At 74.2% G+C, this 18,179-nt stretch carries 9 protein-coding genes; all 9 read left to right on the top strand.

Annotation, left to right across the window (positions count from 1 at the left end; all coding sequences use genetic code 11):
• The first annotated feature begins 9 nt into the window (after positions 1-9).
• The 9 genes from ACMCNO_RS14280 (at position 10) to ACMCNO_RS14240 (ending at position 18,064) form a co-directional block, all read left to right on the top strand.
• On the top strand, positions 10-492 hold the full coding sequence (locus ACMCNO_RS14280) for a YbaB/EbfC family nucleoid-associated protein (RefSeq protein WP_412749904.1): 483 nt from the start codon (positions 10-12) through the stop codon (positions 490-492).
• Positions 492-875: a WXG100 family type VII secretion target gene (locus tag ACMCNO_RS14275; RefSeq protein WP_412749903.1), complete on the top strand. Its 384-nt coding sequence runs from the start codon at positions 492-494 to the stop codon at positions 873-875. Before ACMCNO_RS14280 ends, ACMCNO_RS14275 begins: the two co-directional genes overlap by 1 nt.
• Positions 872-7,942, top strand: coding sequence for a hypothetical protein (locus ACMCNO_RS14270; RefSeq protein WP_412749902.1), 7,071 nt, complete (start codon positions 872-874; stop codon positions 7,940-7,942). The genes ACMCNO_RS14275 and ACMCNO_RS14270 overlap by 4 nt, the downstream gene beginning before the upstream one ends.
• A gap of 1 nt (position 7,943) precedes the next feature.
• Positions 7,944-9,239 (top strand): type VII secretion-associated serine protease mycosin, encoded by a 1,296-nt coding sequence (mycP, locus tag ACMCNO_RS14265; RefSeq protein WP_412749901.1) that lies wholly within the window; start codon positions 7,944-7,946, stop codon positions 9,237-9,239.
• Entirely contained in the window at positions 9,236-13,177 is a 3,942-nt protein-coding gene (eccCa, locus tag ACMCNO_RS14260) for a type VII secretion protein EccCa (RefSeq protein ID WP_412749900.1), read from the top strand. Before mycP ends, eccCa begins: the two co-directional genes overlap by 4 nt.
• Complete coding sequence (gene eccD / locus ACMCNO_RS14255) at positions 13,174-14,547, top strand: type VII secretion integral membrane protein EccD (protein WP_412749899.1); 1,374 nt, start codon at positions 13,174-13,176, stop codon at positions 14,545-14,547. The genes eccCa and eccD overlap by 4 nt, the downstream gene beginning before the upstream one ends.
• 6 nt (positions 14,548-14,553) lie before the next feature.
• Positions 14,554-15,963, top strand: coding sequence for a type VII secretion protein EccB (gene eccB / locus ACMCNO_RS14250; RefSeq protein WP_412749898.1), 1,410 nt, complete (start codon positions 14,554-14,556; stop codon positions 15,961-15,963).
• A gap of 38 nt (positions 15,964-16,001) precedes the next feature.
• Entirely contained in the window at positions 16,002-16,898 is an 897-nt protein-coding gene (locus ACMCNO_RS14245) for a hypothetical protein (protein WP_412749897.1), read from the top strand.
• A 128-nt stretch (positions 16,899-17,026) separates the two neighbouring features.
• On the top strand, positions 17,027-18,064 hold the full coding sequence (locus tag ACMCNO_RS14240) for a LacI family DNA-binding transcriptional regulator (protein WP_412749896.1): 1,038 nt from the start codon (positions 17,027-17,029) through the stop codon (positions 18,062-18,064).
• The last annotated feature ends 115 nt before the right edge of the window (positions 18,065-18,179 follow it).

The raw sequence follows: 18,179 nt of genomic DNA, 5'->3' as shown, positions 1-18,179 counted from the left end.
GACAGCACAGTGGATTTCGACCAGCAGATCACGGATCTGACCACCCGCTATCGGCGGCAGCTCGCCGGCCTCGGACGGATGCAACGGGACATCGCCGACGTCACGGCCACCGTGACCGGCCCCCGCAACGCCGTCGGCGTCACCGTCGACGCGCACGGCGACATCGTCGATCTCGTCTTCCCCACCGCCGCCTACCGGGCGATGGCCCCGGCCGAACTCGCCACCCTGCTCCGCGGGGTGCTCAGCCAGGCCCGGGCCGACGCGGCCGGGCAGGTCGCCGACATCGTCCACCGGCATCAGGGCGACCAGGGGCGACTCGGCGCCGCGGCCGGTGCCACCGACTGGAGCACGCTGATGCCACAGGATCCTCCCCTGCCCGCGATGGTGCGCGACTGGCTGTCGGCCCGATCGCCGCGCCCCGGCGGCCGGGCCGAGGACTCCGGGCAGGCCGGCACCGCCGACGACGACGCGCCGCGGTCGGCGGGCCGGTGATGCCCGACCAGTTCGCTGTCGACACCGACCGGCTCGCCCGCACGCAGGCCCGCCTGGACGCGCTGTTCACCCGCATGAACGGCGTCGCCGGCACCCTGCGGGCCCGCCTCGACGCCCATGGCAACTGCTGGGGCGACGACGCCATCGGACGCAGCTTCGAGGCGAGCTACCAGGAGCCGCACAACGCGATCAACGAGATCCTGCCCGCCCTGGCCGAGGTGATGAGAAGCGTCGGCGACGGCGTCGCCACCATGGCCAAGGGCTTCGAGCAGACCGACCGCAACGCCGCGGACAGCGTACCGATCGGTGTGCCGGCATCGCCTCAGCTGCCACCGGGCGGCGAGCCCGGACCGGCGCCCGGCTCCCGGGGAGGCCGCCGGTGAGCCTCACCGTGCCGCCCGAGATCGGGATGTTGTTCAAGATCTGCGTCGGGGACGACTGGCCGCGCGCCGACGAGGACGAGCTGCGCCGGTTGGCGCGCGCCTGGCAGGACGCGCACTACGACCTGTCGGGCATGGTGGCTGAGGTCGAGGCCGCCACCGGTGAGGTGCTGGCGGCGCTGCACGGCACCACGGCCGTGGAGTACCGCAAATTCATGAAGGAGTACCTCGACGCCTTTCCCGCCACCATCACGACGCTCGACCAGCTGGCCGAGCTGTGCCGGGCCACGGCGACTGAGGTGGAGTACGCCAAATACATGATCATCGGGTCGTTGATCCTGCTGGCCGGCGAGATCGCGACGGCCGTGGCCATGGCGATACCCACGTTCGGCGCCTCCACCGCGGCCATCCCCGCGCTGGAGATCGCCACCCAGATCACGGTCCGGACCATCCTGCGGTACCTGGTCACGGCGGTGCTGCGCTGCGTGGTCCTGCAGGTCGGCCTGGACGCCGCCGTCCAGGGAATCCAGATGCTCAAGGGCGACCGCACCCACTGGGACTGGCGCAAGACCGAGGGTGCGGCGGTCGCCGGTGTCGTCGGCGGGGTGATCGGCACCGGTCTGCACGTGGGCGCCACCAAGCTCGCCGCCAACCTGGCGAAGACCTTGGGCGGACGGGTCGTGCAGGGCGGCGCCCACGAGTTCCTCACCGGCGCCGCGGTCGACGGGATCTACGGCACCAACGGCAACAGCTGGTCGTCGTTCACCGCCGGGGCCGTCGAAGGAATCTTCGAGAGTGGCGGACGGCGTGGCCGCCGCGCAGGCGCGGGCACGGGGGTTCACCTGCCCGACGTGTCCGTCACCGTGCCGCAGGTCGGCGGGCTCACCGCGGCCCCCTTGCTCGGGCTGTCACCGGGCGGGCACGCCCTGCCGCCGGGCACCCGCACGCCGGACGCCGCCGCCGGCCACGCGCCGACGACCGGGACGACGCAGCCCCAGACGGCTGCCCAGTCCCCGGTGACCTTGCAGTCCCCGGTAGCACCGCAGACCTCTGATGCCGTCCCGCCTCCGGTGATCTCCCACCCGGGCGACGTCGTGGCGTCCGCAGCAAAGACCGACCAGCCGGAAACACCGACGGTGCCCGGCACGCAGGTCGATGGGATGCACCCGGCCGGGCTGGCGGCGGCCACGCCGGGGCACGTCACCGACCCACACGCCACGGCGACGCCGGCCGCCCCAGTCGTTCCGCAGTCGCACGACAGCGGTCCTGCGACCACACCTTCCGACACGACCCACAACTCAGGGACACCGGCGCACCATCCATCTGTCTCCGGCACGCCGATGCCGGTGACACCCGCGCTGGACACGTCCCCGACGGCGGACACCACGTCGGTGGACGCCGGCGCGCAGCCGTCGCCCGCGACATCCCACGCCACGCTGCTGGCAGGGGCGACGCCGCCCGCGGTTCCCGTCGACACTGCGACCGTGACAGCCCAGCCCACGACGGGCGAGACCACCATGCCCCGTGCGGCCAGCGCGCCCACCCCGCCCCTGGTGGTGCCCGTCCCCGGCGCGACAACCGCACGGGTCGAGCCGCCCGGCTCGACGCGGACCACACCACCGGAGTGGACGACCAACCTGCCCGGGCTGCGGGCATGGGCGGCCGCAAACCTCTCAGGGGAACACCTGAACAACGTGCCGACGATGGCCCGGTTCTACTTTCAGCAGGCGTTCGAGCGGGTGACCGGGCGGACCGCGGACGTGCTGCCGGACGGCGCGCTGACCAGCATCGCGCAGCTCTACGTCACCCGACCGCTGGCCGCCCGGGAACTGGCAGAGCGACTGGTCTACGTCGAGCTGACCGGACGCCCGCCGGGTCTGCTCGGCGGCGGCATGGGGCTGGGCGTCACCGACTTCACCGTGCACACCCGCCTGCAGCCGGTGAACGCCGGACAGGTGCAGGCGGGGGTGCCGCCTCGGCGTCATTACGCCGGCGCCGATGTCTTCGTGGCGGAGGTGGCGGCGTCTCAAGACCGGATGTTCACCCAGTTCGAAGCGTCCCAGCGGTCGCACACCGTGGCGCATGCACTGGAACTGGCGCATCTGGAGGCCGTGTTGCGCGGCCGCAGCGTCGCCTCTGCCGTCGACTTCATCGCCAACCGCCTCCAGCAGACCGGCGCGCACTTCCTGACCGAGCGCGCGGACCACAGCGCGGAGTTCCTCCAGACCCGGCGGAATCTGTACACCACGGCGACGGCCCTGGTCGCGACGGCAAGCGACGGTCAGCCGCGTACGGTCGAGCAGTGGCACGCGCTGCTCGGTGAGCTGACCCGCACCTGGATGCAGGTCCACCAGATGTCGTCGATGGCCACCTACGCCGACGGCCGCGCGATCGGGCACGGGGAAGCCGCCGCGATGAGCGGGCTCGCCGAAGTCGACCGCAACCTCGAAAATCAGCAGTGGAACCTGATCAACGACGGCGCAGTGCCGGACGACAGGCGGGGCCGAGCCTCCGAATGGGGCATCACCAGGACCACCGAGGCTTCGCTCAACGCCCAACGGCTGCTCGACGTCAAATTCACCATCGGCGACCCGATGGTCTACGCCGCGGCCGTGGCGCATTGGCGTGACGCGCTGCGCGAGGTCTACCCCCACCTGTGGAACCGCAACGGCGGTCAGATCATCGCACCGGTGCTGGCGAAGCCGTTGTCGCAGGGCTACCGCGACCAGCTGCAGGGCCCGCAGACCGTCGGTGACCTGGTCGCGATGTACGACGCGGCCCACGCCGCCGCGCCGTTGCCCCCGGCCTTGGCACCCCACACGTTCGCCCGCCTGAACCCGGCGCCGCTGAACCTGCTGCGGACCGCGTTCACCGCCGACGTGCGGGTGCAACCGGCATCCGGGCAGGTGCCGCAGCCGGACCAGCGGCAGGTCGGCGGCGCGCCGGTACCCGTCGACACCTACGCCGCCGATGGCGTCGAACTCCCGGAGATGTACGTCAGTGACTCCCCTCGTCCGCTGACCAAGTTCCTGTCTCACCAGCGCTCGCACACCGTGCCATGGTCGATGTTCCGGGCGGTCATGCATTCGTTCACCGGCCCGGGCCGCACCGCTGCGGACCTGTTCGCCTTCCTCGACAGCCACCTGACCATGCTCCAAGCCGACGTGACCGCCCGCATGGCGGCGGGCCAGCAGAGCCCCCTCAACCCGGAATTGGCGACCCTCATCCGATATGGACGGACGCTGCTGGCCAATACCGCGAACGGCACCCTGCTGCCCCCGCACGAGTGGAGCGCACTGGCCAGCGAGGCGGTACGGGTGTACACCATCGCCCACCAAGCGTCGGAGGCCGCGTCGTACCTCAACCTGGGCGAGATCGTCGGAGACCGCGCGCAGGGGCACGGCGAGGCGTCGCATCTCGCCGCGCTTCAGGCCAACGAACAGGCGGTGCTCGTGGGACCGCTGCTGGCCGACGCCGACCTACGCGGCCGGCTGGACGCGTTGTGGGACGTGTCGTCGGTGCAGCCCCAGGCCCGGCTGACGCGCCGGGAACTGGCCCAGGCGGCGTACTTCTACCTGACCAGCGTGAACAGGCTCTACCCGCAGACCGTGGCGACGCGCACCGACGTCGTGATCGGCGCGGTGCTGGACCACCGGGTCGCCGACGAGGCCGGCACCGCCAGCACGGTCCGGGGCCTGCTCGGCCTGCCGTCGACCGCGGTGCTGCGTACGCAGGGCCCGGGCCTGCTGCCGGTGCTGGCCGCGCTGAATACGTACGTCCTCGGCCACCCGCCGGTGGCCGCCACCGCCGTGCCGCATTCATCGTCGGCCCCCCTGGCCGCCCACGACCGGCCGGCCCCGGGCATGCGGCCGGAGCCCACGCCGGACGCGCCGCCGGAACGCACGGATCCGCCGCATCGCGTGGTCGAGGTGCTGGACCCGGCCCGCTGGGCCGACCGGCGTGCCGGCGCGGCGGCCGCGCGCATCGACACCGAACGGTTCGACCCGGGCACCGGCGGACGCACCGACGGCCGGCCCCTGACCGGCTGGGCCCCCACCGAGCCGTCCCCCGGCCGGCCCGGTCAGGTGTGGCTGGACGGTGCGTTGACCCACATCCGCTCCGACGTGCGTCGCATCGAGGTCGAGCCCGGCCGCTGGGTCATGGACTACACGCTGCGGCTGAACCTGCGCTCACACCGCGACGGTGAGCCCGGCGCCATGCCCGGCGCGCGGGCGGTCGGCGACGCCGACCTGCACCGCGTCCAGGATCAGGTACGGGAGGTCATCGCCGAGCAGATCAACGGCCGCTACCGGCTGCCCGGCGGCGAGCAACTGCACGTCCATGTGGAGTTCATCGCGCCCGGCGAGGAACACGCCGTGGTCCGGGTGCACGACGGCGTCACCGACACCGACCAGTTGCACTGGTCGGCCCAGGTCCCCCCGAGCATCCTGGCCCACGAGGTCATGCACTTCCTCGGGCTGCCGGACGAGGCCCACGACCCTCGCATGATCTTCCGCCGCGATTCCGGCCACCCCGAGCACCACGGCGTCATGGGCACCGACGCCTGGCACACCGTCGAGCTCGAACCCCGGCATCTCGCGACGATCGACAGCGTCACCCGCGCGTCGACGCGGGTCCGGGACACACCGTGGCGGCCGGTGGGCCCGATCCCGGCGACCATCGGAGGGCGGGCGCTGCCCGGGACGGCGACGGCCGACGCCACGGCACCCCGCGCGGCAGGGGCACCGGTGGTGACCGGCACCGTTCCCCCGCCCCCGCCGGCCTGGCTCGACGCCGCGCCGCAACTGCGCGAGTGGGCGCTGGCGACGTTCTCCACGGCCGAACTGCACACTCTGCCGAACGATGCGACAGCCGAGGTCGTGCGGCTCTGCGACGGCGGCCGACGCGTGGCTGCCCGGCGGCTGGTCGAGCGGCTCCTGCGTCACGGGCCCCGGCCCGGCCTGCCCGAGTTCACCGTGCACGCCCGGCTCCAGCCGATCCAGGACGGCCAGTTGTCGGCCGCCACGGGCCTGCGCGAGTATGCCCCGGCGCACGTGATCGTCACCGACGCGATTGCCGGCGGCGCCCGCCTGAGCACCCAGTTCGGCACCACGCAGAACTCTCATACCGTGGCGTTCGCCCTGCAGGTGAAGCACCTTGAGGCGGCGCTACGCGGTCGCAGCGTCGCCTCGGCCATCGAGGTCGTCGACCACCGGCTCCAACGGCTCGCCGCCCTCCTCGGCACCGACGATGCCGGGGACGGGGACCACACCGCCGCCCGGCACCTGCTCGACGAAGGGCTTGCCATCGTCGGGGATGCGCGGGCCCGGGCGACGCGCCCTGTCGAGCAGTGGCACGCGCTGCTCGGCGAGCTGACCCGCACCTGGATGCAGGCCGAGCAGATGTCGGCGGCGGCCACGTTCCGAAACGGCACGCCGGTGGGCCACGGCGAGGCGGGTGCGCTGAAGGCTCTGGCAGACCTCGAGGACCGGTACCTGTCCGACCTCGGGCGCAAGCGCGTCCGCCAGGACGGTGCCGATCCCGGCGCTGGCGGGCGCGCACCGGCTCAGACGGCGCCGGCCACACCGGTGGTGGCACACGCATCAGCGCTGATCGACGTCAACCTGAGAATGCGTGATCCCCTGGTGTACGCGGAGGCGGTGACACACTGGCGCGACGCGCTCCGGACCGTGTACCCGAGCGTGATGCGCACCCACGAGCACGACATCATGCAACCGTTCCGGGCCTTGCCGCTCGGCCCGGGCCCGAACGATCCGGCGTGGGCCGGTACACCGGCGCAGCTCGGATCCGGCACGTTCGCCGCCAGGGTCAGGGCGATCTCCGGCCTGGAGCAGGCGACAACCGTGGGAGATCTGCTCGACTGGTACGACAGCCGGTACCCCGCACACCAGCCGTCCGCCGCACATCCGGTCGCCGCGGCGAATCCGTCGGCCGCGCCACCCCTGACTCAGCTCGAGACCCGGTTCACCGCCGACGTCGGGGTGCAGCCGAGGACCGGCGCGGTGCCGGGGCACGACATGCGCGAGATCGACGGTCGGCAGCTCCCGGTCGACACCTACTCCGCCGACCAGGTCGAGCTGCCGGACCTGAGCCTCAGCGACGAGCGCCCGAAGACGAAGTTCGCCGGCAGGGGGCAGAAATCGCACACGGTTCCCTGGTCCATGTACTGCGAGCTCCTGCACTCCTTCACCCGCCCCGGTCAGCCCGCGACGAGCCTGCTCGAATTCCTTGACGACCGCTTCAGCAGGCTGGCGGCCGACACCGGGTCCGGGGTCGTCTCCGCCGAACTCGTCGCAGCCGTCCAGCGCGGACGGCAGCTGCTGGCCGAGTCCACGGGCCAGCGGAAAGCCACCCATGAGTGGAGCGCTCTGATCAGCGAACTGGTGCGCCTGCACACCATCGCCCACCAGGCATCGGCATCCGCGACGTACTTCAACCCGAGCGAGCCGGACCGAGCCCAGTACCACGGCGAGGGGGACCACCTGAAGAACCTGTACGCGTACGAGCACCAGGCCTCGACACCGGTCGCCGGGCTGGGTGTCGCCCTGGACAGACTCTTCGACGGGTCGTTCGTGGACAAGCCCGGCGAGCACCATGTGAGCCTGACGCCCGTGGAGCTCGCCCGGGCCACGCACTTCTACCTGACCGCCCTGAGCCGGTTGTACCCGGAAACCATGGCGCGGCACACCGACGACGTGCTGACGTCCGTCCTGCAACGCCCCGTCACCGTCGTGTCGGAGGTCGTGAAGCAGCCGCGCACGAGGCGGCCCACCCGGGCCGGTGCACAGCAGCAAACCGAGCTGCACCAGGAGAGGACGACGCTGGGTGAACTCCTCAATCTGCCCTCCCGCGCCACCCTTCGACGTCCGGACGGCAGCCTGGGCGCGCTGCTGGCCGCGCTCGACGCGTACGTCGCCACCGCCGCATTGCCCACCCCGGCGGGCGGGACGACCGGCGCCGCGTTCCAGGGCCCCCTTCTCGGCCTTCCGGTGCTGTCCGGCGTGCGGCCCGCGCCATCCACGACAGACCACGACAGCGAAGGTGAATGACGTGCGTAGACGGACGCCCGCCCGGGTCCCCGTCGCCCGGCCGGTTGCGGCACTTGTCGCGCTCGTCGCCGCGCTGACCGCCGGGGCGCCGCCGCGGCCCGCGTCGGCCTCGGCGAGCACGGACACGCTGGTCGGCCTGCCGGTGCTGGATCCGGGCGACGCCCGCGGCGGGTGCAGCCCGGCGGCTCGGGTGACGTTCACCGGGCAGCCGTGGGCGCAGCGCCGGCTGACGCCGCAGCGGGCGTGGATGCTGACCCGCGGCGCCGGGGTGACCGTCGCGGTGATCGACTCCGGGGTCGACCCGTCGGTCCCCCAGCTCGCCGGTCACGTCGGCGCCGGCGCCAACCTGGTGGCCCGCGGGCCCGGCGACGTCGACTGCGTCGCGCACGGCACCTTCGTGGCCGGCATCATCGCCGCGCGTCCCGTGGCGGGCGTACCGTTCGCCGGGATCGCCCCCGACGCCCGGATCCTGCCGCTGCGCCAGACGGTGAACGGCGCCGACGGCTCGGTCAAGCTGCTGGCCGCCGCGATCCGCAAGGCCGTGCAGGGCGGGGCGACAGTGGTCAACGTGTCGCTGTCGGCGTACGCGTCCAGCCCGGAGCTGGAGGCGGCCGTGCGGGACGCGATCCGGCACGACGTACTCGTCGTCGCGGCCACCGGCAACCGCGGCGACAACGGCAACCCACGCCCGTTCCCGGCGTCGCTGCCGGGGGTCCTTGCCGTCGGCGCCCTCGACGAGAAGGGCGCGGTGCCGAAGTCGTCCGGCACCGGGCCGTTCGTCAGCCTGGTCGCTCCCGGCGTGGACGTGGTCAGCCTGGGCCGGGGCGGCCCCGGGCATCTGCGCGGCAGCGGGACCAGCTTCGCCGCGCCGTTCGTGGCCGGGGTCGCGGCCCTGGTGCGCGCCCGCTACCCGCGATTGAGCGCGGTCCAGGTCAAGCACCGGCTGGAGGTCACCGCCGACCATCCCGCCACGGCGCTGCCGGATCCGACGTTCGGGTACGGCGTGGTCAACCCGATGGCCGCCGTCAGCACGGTGCTGGCCGAGGAGTCCGGCCCGGCGCCACGCGGCCCGGTTCCCCAGGTGGTGTCGCTCGGCCGCCCGCCACCGCCCGGGTCGCCGGGATCCGGGGTGGGCCTGGCCGCGCTGGCCGTCACGGTGCTGCTGGCCGCCGGTGGGGCGCTGGTGCGTACGGTGGCCGTCGCCGGGCGGCGGCGCGGCTGGCGGCCGGCTGGCAGCAGGCCCCGGCCGGCGTCCGTGTCCCGGGTGGACCCCGCGCCGCCGGGACGAGCGTCGTGACCGGCATCGTCGTCAGCCGTCCACCGCGGCAGCCCGGCCCGCAGGCACCGTCGGGCACGATCGAGTTGCAGGAACCGCCGACGCTGCCGGAGGTGCAGTCCTCGGACGCCTCCGCGATGCTGACCTATCTGCCGATGGGGCTCGGCTCGGGAGCCACCGTGCTGATGTTCGCCGGGCCCGGCAGCCCGACCACGTATCTGGCGTCCGGGCTGATGGTCGCCTCGACCGTCGGCATGATGTTCGGCCAGGTCGGTCGCTCGGCGGGTGAACGCAAGCGGCGGCTGCGCGCCGAGCGCCGCGACTACCTGCGCTACCTGGCGCAGATCCGGCGGCAGGCACGGCGTGCCGTCCAGCAGCAACGCGAGGCGGTCGCCTGGCTGCGTCCCGACCCGGCGCTGCTGCCGCAGATCGCCACCGGCCCCCGCGTGTGGGAACGCCGGCCCGGCCACGACGACTTCGCCGAGGTGCGGGTGGGGCTGGGCGAGCGCCGGGCGGCGCTGCGCCTGGCCGCCCCGCAGACCAAGCCCGTGGAGGATCTCGAACCGCTGTGCGCGACCGCGCTGCGCCGCCTGATCCGCGCCTACAGCGCGGTGACCGACATACCCAGCGCCCTGCACCTGCGCGGCTTCGCCGAGGTGGCGATGCGCGGCGACCCGGCCGCGGCCCGCGCCACGGGCCGGGCGGTCCTGGCGCAGCTGGCCACGTTCCACGCGCCGGCCGACCTGCGGGTGGCGATGCTGATCGACCCGCAGCGGCTGCCGGACTGGCAGTGGGCCAGGTGGCTGCCGCACAACGGGCACCCCACGGATGCCGACGCGGCTGGGCCGCTGCGGCTGTTCAGCGCCGAGCACGACCGGCTGCTGGGGCTTCTGGGTACGCGGCTGCTGGACCGCCCGGCGTTCACGGCCGGGGCGGCGCCGAGCGCCGGCGAGCCGTACCTGGTGGTGCTCTGTGACGGGGCGGCGGTGCCCGAACGCAGCCCGCTGCGCGGCGGGCTGCGCAACGCGGTGCTGCTGTCCATCGACCCCGGACGGCCGGTCACGCACCCGTACCTGCTGGACCTGGTGGTCGAGCGGGACCGGGTGCAGATCGTCGCGCCCGACGCGCCGCCGGTGGCGGTGGGCCGCCCGGACCTTCTCGGCCCCGCCGACTGCGAGCAGCTGGCCCGCACGCTGGCGCCGCTGCGCACGACCGGGGCGGTGGGCGCAGCCGAGCCGCTGGAGGCCGATCTCGACCTGGCCCGGCTGCTGGGCATCGGCGACGCCCGGACGTACGATCCGTGGCCGTTGTGGCGGGCCGCCGGTCGCGGCAACCTGCGGGTGCCGATCGGGGTCGGCGCCGACGGGCAGGTCGTCGAGCTGGACCTCAAGGAGTCGGCGCAGGGTGGCGTGGGCCCGCACGGCATGGTGATCGGTGCGACCGGCTCCGGCAAGAGCGAGCTGCTGCGCACCCTGGTCATCGCGTTGGCGGCCACGCACTCGCCGGAGGCGCTCAACGTCGTGCTGGCCGACTTCAAGGGCGGGGCCACCTTCCTGGGCATGGAGCGGCTCCCGCACACCTCGGCGGTGATCACCAACCTGGCCGACGAGCTGTCCCTGGTGGACCGGATGCAGGACGCGCTGCACGGCGAGCTGATCCGGCGGCAGAAGCTGCTGCGGGAGGCGGGCTTCAGCTCGCGGCTGGACTACGAGAAGGCCCGCCTCGGCGGTATGCCGCTGGAGTCCCTGCCGACCCTGCTCATCGTGGTGGACGAGTTCAGCGAGCTGCTGTCGACCAAGCCGCAGTTCACGGAGCTGTTCGTCATGATCGGCCGGCTCGGGCGCAGCCTCGGCGTGCACCTGCTGCTGGCCTCGCAACGTCTCGACGAGGGGCGCCTGCACCAGCTGGAGAGCCACCTGTCGTACCGGATCGGCCTGCGCACCTTCTCGGCCGGGGAGAGCCGGGCGGTCATCGGGGTTCCCGACGCGTACGAGCTGCCCGCGGTGCCCGGCCACGGGTACCTCAAGGTGGACACCACGACGCTGGTGCGCTTCCGAGCCTCGTACGTGTCGGGCCCGTACACGAATGAGGCGGACGCCGCGGTGACGTCGCCGGGGACGCCCGCGTCGCGGGTGGTCCTGTTCGGGCTGGATCCGGTGCCGGATGTCACCGGCCGGGCCGCCACGTCCGCCGGGCCGGCGCCGGCGGCCGCGACCGGGCCGCGGGAGAGCCTGATCGACGTGCTGGTCGGCCGGATGAGCGGGCAGGGACCGCTGGCGCGCCAGGTGTGGCTGCCGCCGCTCGGCGACCCGCCCGGTCTGGATCTGCTGCTGCCGGGGCTGGTCCCCGATCCGCGGCGAGGCCTGATCGCCGCGAACTGGCCGGGTACCGAACGGCTCCAGGTGCCGGTCGGGGTCGTCGACCGGCCGTTCGACCAGATCCGGGATCTGCTCATCCTCGACCTCGGCGGCGCGGCCGGGAACGCCGCCGTCGTCGGTGCGCCGCAGAGCGGCAAGAGCAACCTGCTCCGCACGATGATCTTGACACTGGCGCTCACCCACACGCCGGTCCAGGTGCAGTTCTACTGCCTCGACTTCGGTGGCGGGGCGCTGGCCAGCCTGTCCGGCCTGCCGCACGTCGGCTCGGTCGCCGCCCGGATGGACCGCGACCGGGTCAAGCGCACCATCGCCGAACTGGCCGCGCTGCTCTCCGACCGGGAGAACGCGTTCGCGGCCCGGGGCGTCGAGTCCATGGCGCAGTACCGGCAGCTGCGCTCCGACGATCCGGGCGACGACCCGTTCGGCGACGTGTTCCTCGTCGTCGACGGCTGGTACACGGTGCGCCAGGACTTCGAGGACCTGGAAGCGTCCATCGCGGAGCTGGCCACCCGGGGCCTCAACTACGGCATTCACGTGGTGATCGCGGCCGGGCGCTGGTCGGAGATCCGTTCCTCGCTGCGCGACATGTTCGGCACCCGGCTGGAGCTGCGGCTCGGCGACCCGTTGGAGTCGGAGGTCGGCAGCCGGGCGGCGGCGGGGGTACCCGCGGTGCCCGGGCGGGGCCTGACCCCGCAGGGGCTGCACTTCCTGGCGGCCCTGCCGAGCGCCCCTGACGCCGCAGACCCGGGTCATGCGGTCCGCACGCTCGTGGAGGACGTCGAAGCCGCCTGGCCGGGCGTCCGGGCCCCCGCGGTCCGCCTGCTGCCGGCCGAGCTGACCCTGGCCAGCCTGCCGGCGCCGCACGGCGACCTGAGTGTGGCCCTGGGCTGGGACGAGAACCGCCTCGAACCGGTGTGGCACGACTTCGCGGTCACCCCACACCTGCTGGTCTTCGGCGACGACGAGTCGGGCAAGACCAACCTGCTGCGCCTGGTCGCCCGCGCGATCATGCACCGCTACCACCCGGACGAGGCGAAGATCCTGCTGGCCGACGCGCGGGTCGGGCTCTACCACGAGGTCGACGAGCGGTACCGGACCGGCTACGCCGGCACCGCCGACACCCTGGCCGAACTGGCCGCCGGCGCGGCGGTGTCCATGCGCCGCCGGCTGCCCGGCCCCGAGATCACACCCGAACGGTTGCGGCGGCGCGACTGGTGGACCGGCCCGCGGCTGTTCATCCTCATCGACGACCACGACCTGTTCGGCTCGGGGCTGGGCGGCCCGCTCGAGCCCCTGATCGGGCTGCTGCCGCAGGCCGCCGGTATCGGCATGCACCTGGTGGTCACCCGGACCACGTCCGGCGGGGCACGGGCCATGATGGACCCGCTGCTGCGCCGCATGTGGGAGCTCGGCTCGCCCGGCCTGCTGCTGTCGTGCGTCCGGGAGGAGGGCACGTTCCTCGGCGAGGCCCGCCCGCTGCGGCTGCCGCCGGGGCGGGCCCAGCTGGTGACCCGGCGCGCCGTCCGCCTCGTCCAGACCGGCCTGGTCCCGCCCGAAACACGCCCCAAGGAGGCCCCGTGACGACCGTACGCGCGGATGACGTCTGCCGGCTGACCGTCGTGGCCCCGCACGCACGTACCGACGTCGCCGTGCCGGTGGACACCTCGCTGGCCGAGCTCATCGCGGTCCTGGTGCAGGCGATGCCCGACGCCGCGGCCGGCGACGGCCGGTGGGTCCTGCAGCGCCTGGGCGGGACGCCGCTGGACGCCGGGGCCACCGCGACGACTCTGGGGCTGCTCGACGGCGAGGTGCTGCATCTGCGCCCCCGCGCGACGCCGCTGCCCGCGATCGACTTCGACGACGTGGTCGACGGCGTGGCCACGGCCGTGGCCGACCTGCCGGGGCGATGGCGCCCCGCGTTCACCCGCCGGTTGCTGCTCGGGCTGAGCGGCCTGGCGTTCGCCGTCGGCCTGGCGGTGCTGCTCGGCGGCGGGGCGGCGATCCCCCGGGCGGCCGCCGCGCTGCTGGCCGCGTCCGGCCTGACCGTGGCGGCGACCACGGCATCGCGGGCGTTCGGCGACGCCGCCGCGGCGGTGCTGCTCGCCGCGGCGGCCGTGGCGTACGCAATGTGCGGCGGCGCCCTGCTGCCGGCCGCGGTCACCGCCGCGCCCACGTCCGCCGGCCCGGCGCTGCTGACCGGCGGAGCCTGCGCTACCGCCGTGGCCATGCTGGGACTCGTCGGTATCGGCGGGCGGGCGCCGCTGCTGCCGGGCTGCGTGGTACTCACGCTCGCCGCGGCCGCGGCCGGGTTGCTCATCTGTACGGGCGTGTCCGGCGCGCAGGCGGCCGCTGCGGTCGGGGCTGCGGCGTTCGTCCTCGGTGTGCTGACCCCGGCGATGGCGGTGCGTCTGGTCCGGCTGCGGCTGCCGCAGCTGCCCTCGGGCGCCGAGGAGCTGCAGCAGGACATCGATCCGCTGCCCGAGCACGACGTCCGTACCCGCGCGGGAGCCGCCCACGGGTACCTCGGCGGCTTCATGATCGCGCTCGGCGCGGTCTGCCTGGCCGCCGCACCGGTGACCCTGACCGGCCCGGGGTGGGCCCCACCGGTCCTGGTCGCCCTCTGGTCGGTCGCGTTGCTGCTGCGCTCACGGATCCTGGTCGCGACCGGGCAACGGCTCGCCGCCGTGGTCCCCGGCGCGGCCGGGCTCGCCGCGATCGCCGTGACCCTGGCCGCCCGGCTCCCCGCCGGCGCCCGCCCGGCCGTGGCGGTGGGGGCGCTGGCGGTGGCGTTGCTGTTGCTGGCCGCCGCCCGACGGACACCGGCCCGGCGGCCGGGACCGTACTGGGGGCGGCTGGCCGACCTCACCGAGACGCTCACCGCGGTGGCGGTCGTCCCGGTGCTGCTGGCCGTCCTCGACCTGTACGCCGCGCTGCGCGACCTGGCCGGGTGAGCGTCGATGCAGAACAAACGCGACCACCTTCAGGCCCACCGCTACGCCGGCGCCCGGCTGGTGTCAGCGCTGGTCCGCGCCGAACCCGACGCCCCCGAACGGCCCATGCGCCGCACCGGTGTCGGCACCGTCGTCGGCACGCTGCTCGGCCTGCTGGGGCTGGCCTGTTTCGCGGTCTACGGGACCGTGCGCGGCGGCACCGGCGACGCGTGGCGCGCCGACGGGGCGATCATCCGGGAGAAGGAGACCAACACCCTGTACGTCCTGGTCGGCGACACGCTGCGCCCGGTGGTCAACTACCCGTCGGCGCGGCTGGCGGTCGGCGCCCACGCGCACGAGGTGACCGTGGCGCGCGCGGCGCTGGCCGGGGTGCCCCGCGGGCGGGCGATCGGCATCACCGACGGCCCGTACGCCCTGCCCGACCCGGGGCGGATGGCCCGCGGCCCATGGCTGGTCTGCGATGCGGACGGGCAGGACGGACGCCCGCAGGTGGTCCTCGCGGTCGGCGTCGACTGGCCCGCCCAGCCCGTGCCCGACGACCAGGCCGTGCTGGTGCAGAGCGCCTCCGACGAGCGGTACCTGGCGCTGCGCGACCGCCGGCTGAGGGTCACCGACGCCGCGGTGGTGGTGCTCGGGTTCGGCAGCGTTCAGGCGGTACCCGTCGGCCCCGCCTGGCTCAACGCGCTGCCGGCCGGAGGCGACCTCGCGGCACCCCCCGTCGCCGGCCGCGGTACCCCGGGCCGGCGCGTCGACGGCCACCCGACTCAGGTCGGTGACCTGTTCACACTGGACGTGGCCGGCGGGGCCAGCTACTTCGCGATGACCGGCAAGGGCCTGGCCGCCATCACCGAGACCGAGTACCTCCTGCGGCAGGCCGCCGGCGGCGCGCGAACCGGGCCGCTGAGTGTCGCCGCGGCGTCCACCGCCCACCGCCCGGAGACCACCCCGATGTCGTATCCGCCGGTCCGGCCCCGGCCGGCCGCCCGGCTGGACCCCGGCCGGTCCCTGTGCACACAGGTCACCGGCGCCGCCCGGCAGGACGCCGCGGCGCGCCTGGTCACCGTCGACCGGGAACTGCTCCGGTCGGCCCGGCCCGCCGGCGGCGCCGACGGCGCGGCCGACCTGCTGGCGGTCCCGGCCGGTGGCGGCGCACTGGTCTCGTCCGAGGCCGCGCCGGGCGTATCCGGCGGCACCACGTACCTCGTGACCGAGCTGGGGATCAAGTATCCGCTCGGCTCGTCCGACATCGCCGCGGTGCTCGGCCTCGGCGGCACCGACCCGGTGCCGATGCCCGGCCCGGTACTGTCGCTGCTGCCCACCGGGCCGGTGCTGGACCCACAGGCCGCGCGTACCGAGGTGGCCGGTGCGGAGACCGCAGGCACCACCCGACCGCGGACCTCGGCGGTGGCCCGGTGACCGATCCCGCACGCCACCGGCCGGGCAGCCCCGGTCCGATGCCTGTCAGCTCTGCACTGGTGTTCGGAACCCCGGCCGACGACGGCCGCGCGTCGTTGCCGCGGGCCATGGTGGCCCGGGGCCACCACAGCACAGCCACGGAACGCGAGCGGCTGCGCGCCGGGCTGGGGGCACAGTTCGACGTGCTCGCCCGGGAGGTCACCCGCGTGCTGGCGCAGCATCCCGGGCTCCGGGTCCCGCTGCCGGGCACCGGGCCGGACGCGGTCGTGGCCGACCTGGTCGCGGTGCGCGCCTACGCGATCGGTGACCGGGCGGCGACCGCAGCGGTCCTGCGTGAGCCGCCGGTCGACGGCGATCCCGCGTTCCTGGCCTGCCTGACCAGCGGGCTGCAGCGGCTTCCGTGCCTGCGCGGGCCGGTGTTCGCCGGGGCGGCGCCGCAGCGGGTGCCGGCGTACACGCCCGGCGACCTCCTGGTGGAACCGACGTTCCTGACCGCCCGCACCGCCCGGGTGCACGCCCCGGTGGAGTACGCGATCTGCGCTTCGACCGCCCGGCTGGTGGGCGTTCTCGGCGTCGACCGGCACCCGCCGTCGGCAGGGTCGGCATCCCGGCCGCGGGACGAGGAGGTGCTGTTCGAGACACGGACCACGTTCGAGGTACTGGACGTGGAGCCGCTGTCGCCGACCGGCGTCCGTGTCTACCTGCGGGAGCCCGGGACCGGCCGGAATCCGTCCACGGCCGACACGCTTCTGCACCGCCTGCGGACGCGGGCCGGAGCAGCCGTACCGGGGGGCGCAGCCGTACCGGGGGGCGCAGCGCGGGCCGGGGCCGCCCCGTTGGGCGGCGACGGCAAGGGCCGTCTCTACCGGGCCCGCCGACCATCCACCCGGGAATCGTCGAACATCCAGCCTGACGCACAGTGGCGGCAGGCGTAGACGACGGCCTGGGCGCGGGGGACGGAGCGGTCAGGGCAGGCCGCAGGCAGTGGGAAAGCGCTTTCCACCTGTGCTATAAACGCTGACGAGCCGCCGGGGGCGCCTCCCGTGGTCGGTGTCGATGGAGGATGCCGGTGGCGGACAAGTTGCCCACGTTGGATGACGTCGCGCGGGTCGCCGGGGTCTCGCGTGCGACCGTTTCCCGCGTGATCAACGGGATCCGCAATGTCGATCCCCAGCTGCACGAGGTGGTCTGGAGCGCGGTCGAGGCAACCGGATACGTGCCCAACCGCGCCGCTCGCCTGCTCGTCACCCGCCGTGCCGGCACGATCATGCTCGTGGTGTCCGACTCGGAGTCCCACGATGACGATCCGTTCATGGGACGGTTCTTCACCGACCCGTTCTTCGGACGGGTCGTCGGCGGGCTGATGAGCTTCTGCCGCCCCGCCGGCGTTCAGCTCGCCCTCCACGCTGTCGGCACGGACGAGGCCCGTACCCAGCTGGTCGCCGCCCTTCGCCAAGGTCAGGCGGACGGCGCCGTCATCCTCTCCCTGGCGGCGCAGGACGCCCTGCCCCGCATGCTCACCGACGCCGGGCTGGCCGTCATCATGATCGGCCGTCCAGCGGAGCCGGTGCCGATCAGCTATGTGGACCTGGCCAACGAGGCCGGCGCCGGGCTCGCCGCTGAGCACCTCGTCGACCGCGGCCGCCAGCGCATCGCCATGATCTCCGGGCCCCCCGACGTGCCGGCCGGCCACGACCGCGCCATGGGTTTCCGGCGGGCCATGGCGCGGTCGGGGCATGCCTACATCCCGTCGGTAGCGGGCAACTTCACTCACGACAGCGGCGAGGCGGCCATGCGCGAGCTGCTCGCCAGCCACCCGAACCTCGACGGGGTCTTCGTCGCCAACGATCTGATGGCCCAGGGGGCGCTGGTCGCGCTCCGGGATGCCGGCCGCCGGGTGCCGCAGGACGTGGCCGTGGTCGGCTTCGACGACAGCCACGTGGCGCGTACCGCGCGACCGGCGCTGACGACCATCCGCCACCCGTTGGAGGACATGGCGGCCGACGCCGCACGCCTGCTGGTGAGCCGCATCGACGATCCGGCGCAGCGGGTGACCTCGGTCATCTACGAGCCGACGCTGGTCCGCAGGCAGTCCACCTGATCCTGGGGCCATGGCCGTGCGGCCGCCGCCGCATTGTGGCCCGACTCGGATATTGACGCATGTGCAACGGTGGGCAACACTGGGAAAGCGCTCTCCAAGGTTGGTCCGCATCTCG

The sequence above is a fragment of the Krasilnikovia sp. M28-CT-15 genome (genome assembly GCF_047159595.1).
Taxonomy (GTDB): Bacteria; Actinomycetota; Actinomycetes; order Mycobacteriales; family Micromonosporaceae; genus Actinoplanes.
This window is presented reverse-complemented; position numbering and strand designations above follow the sequence as displayed.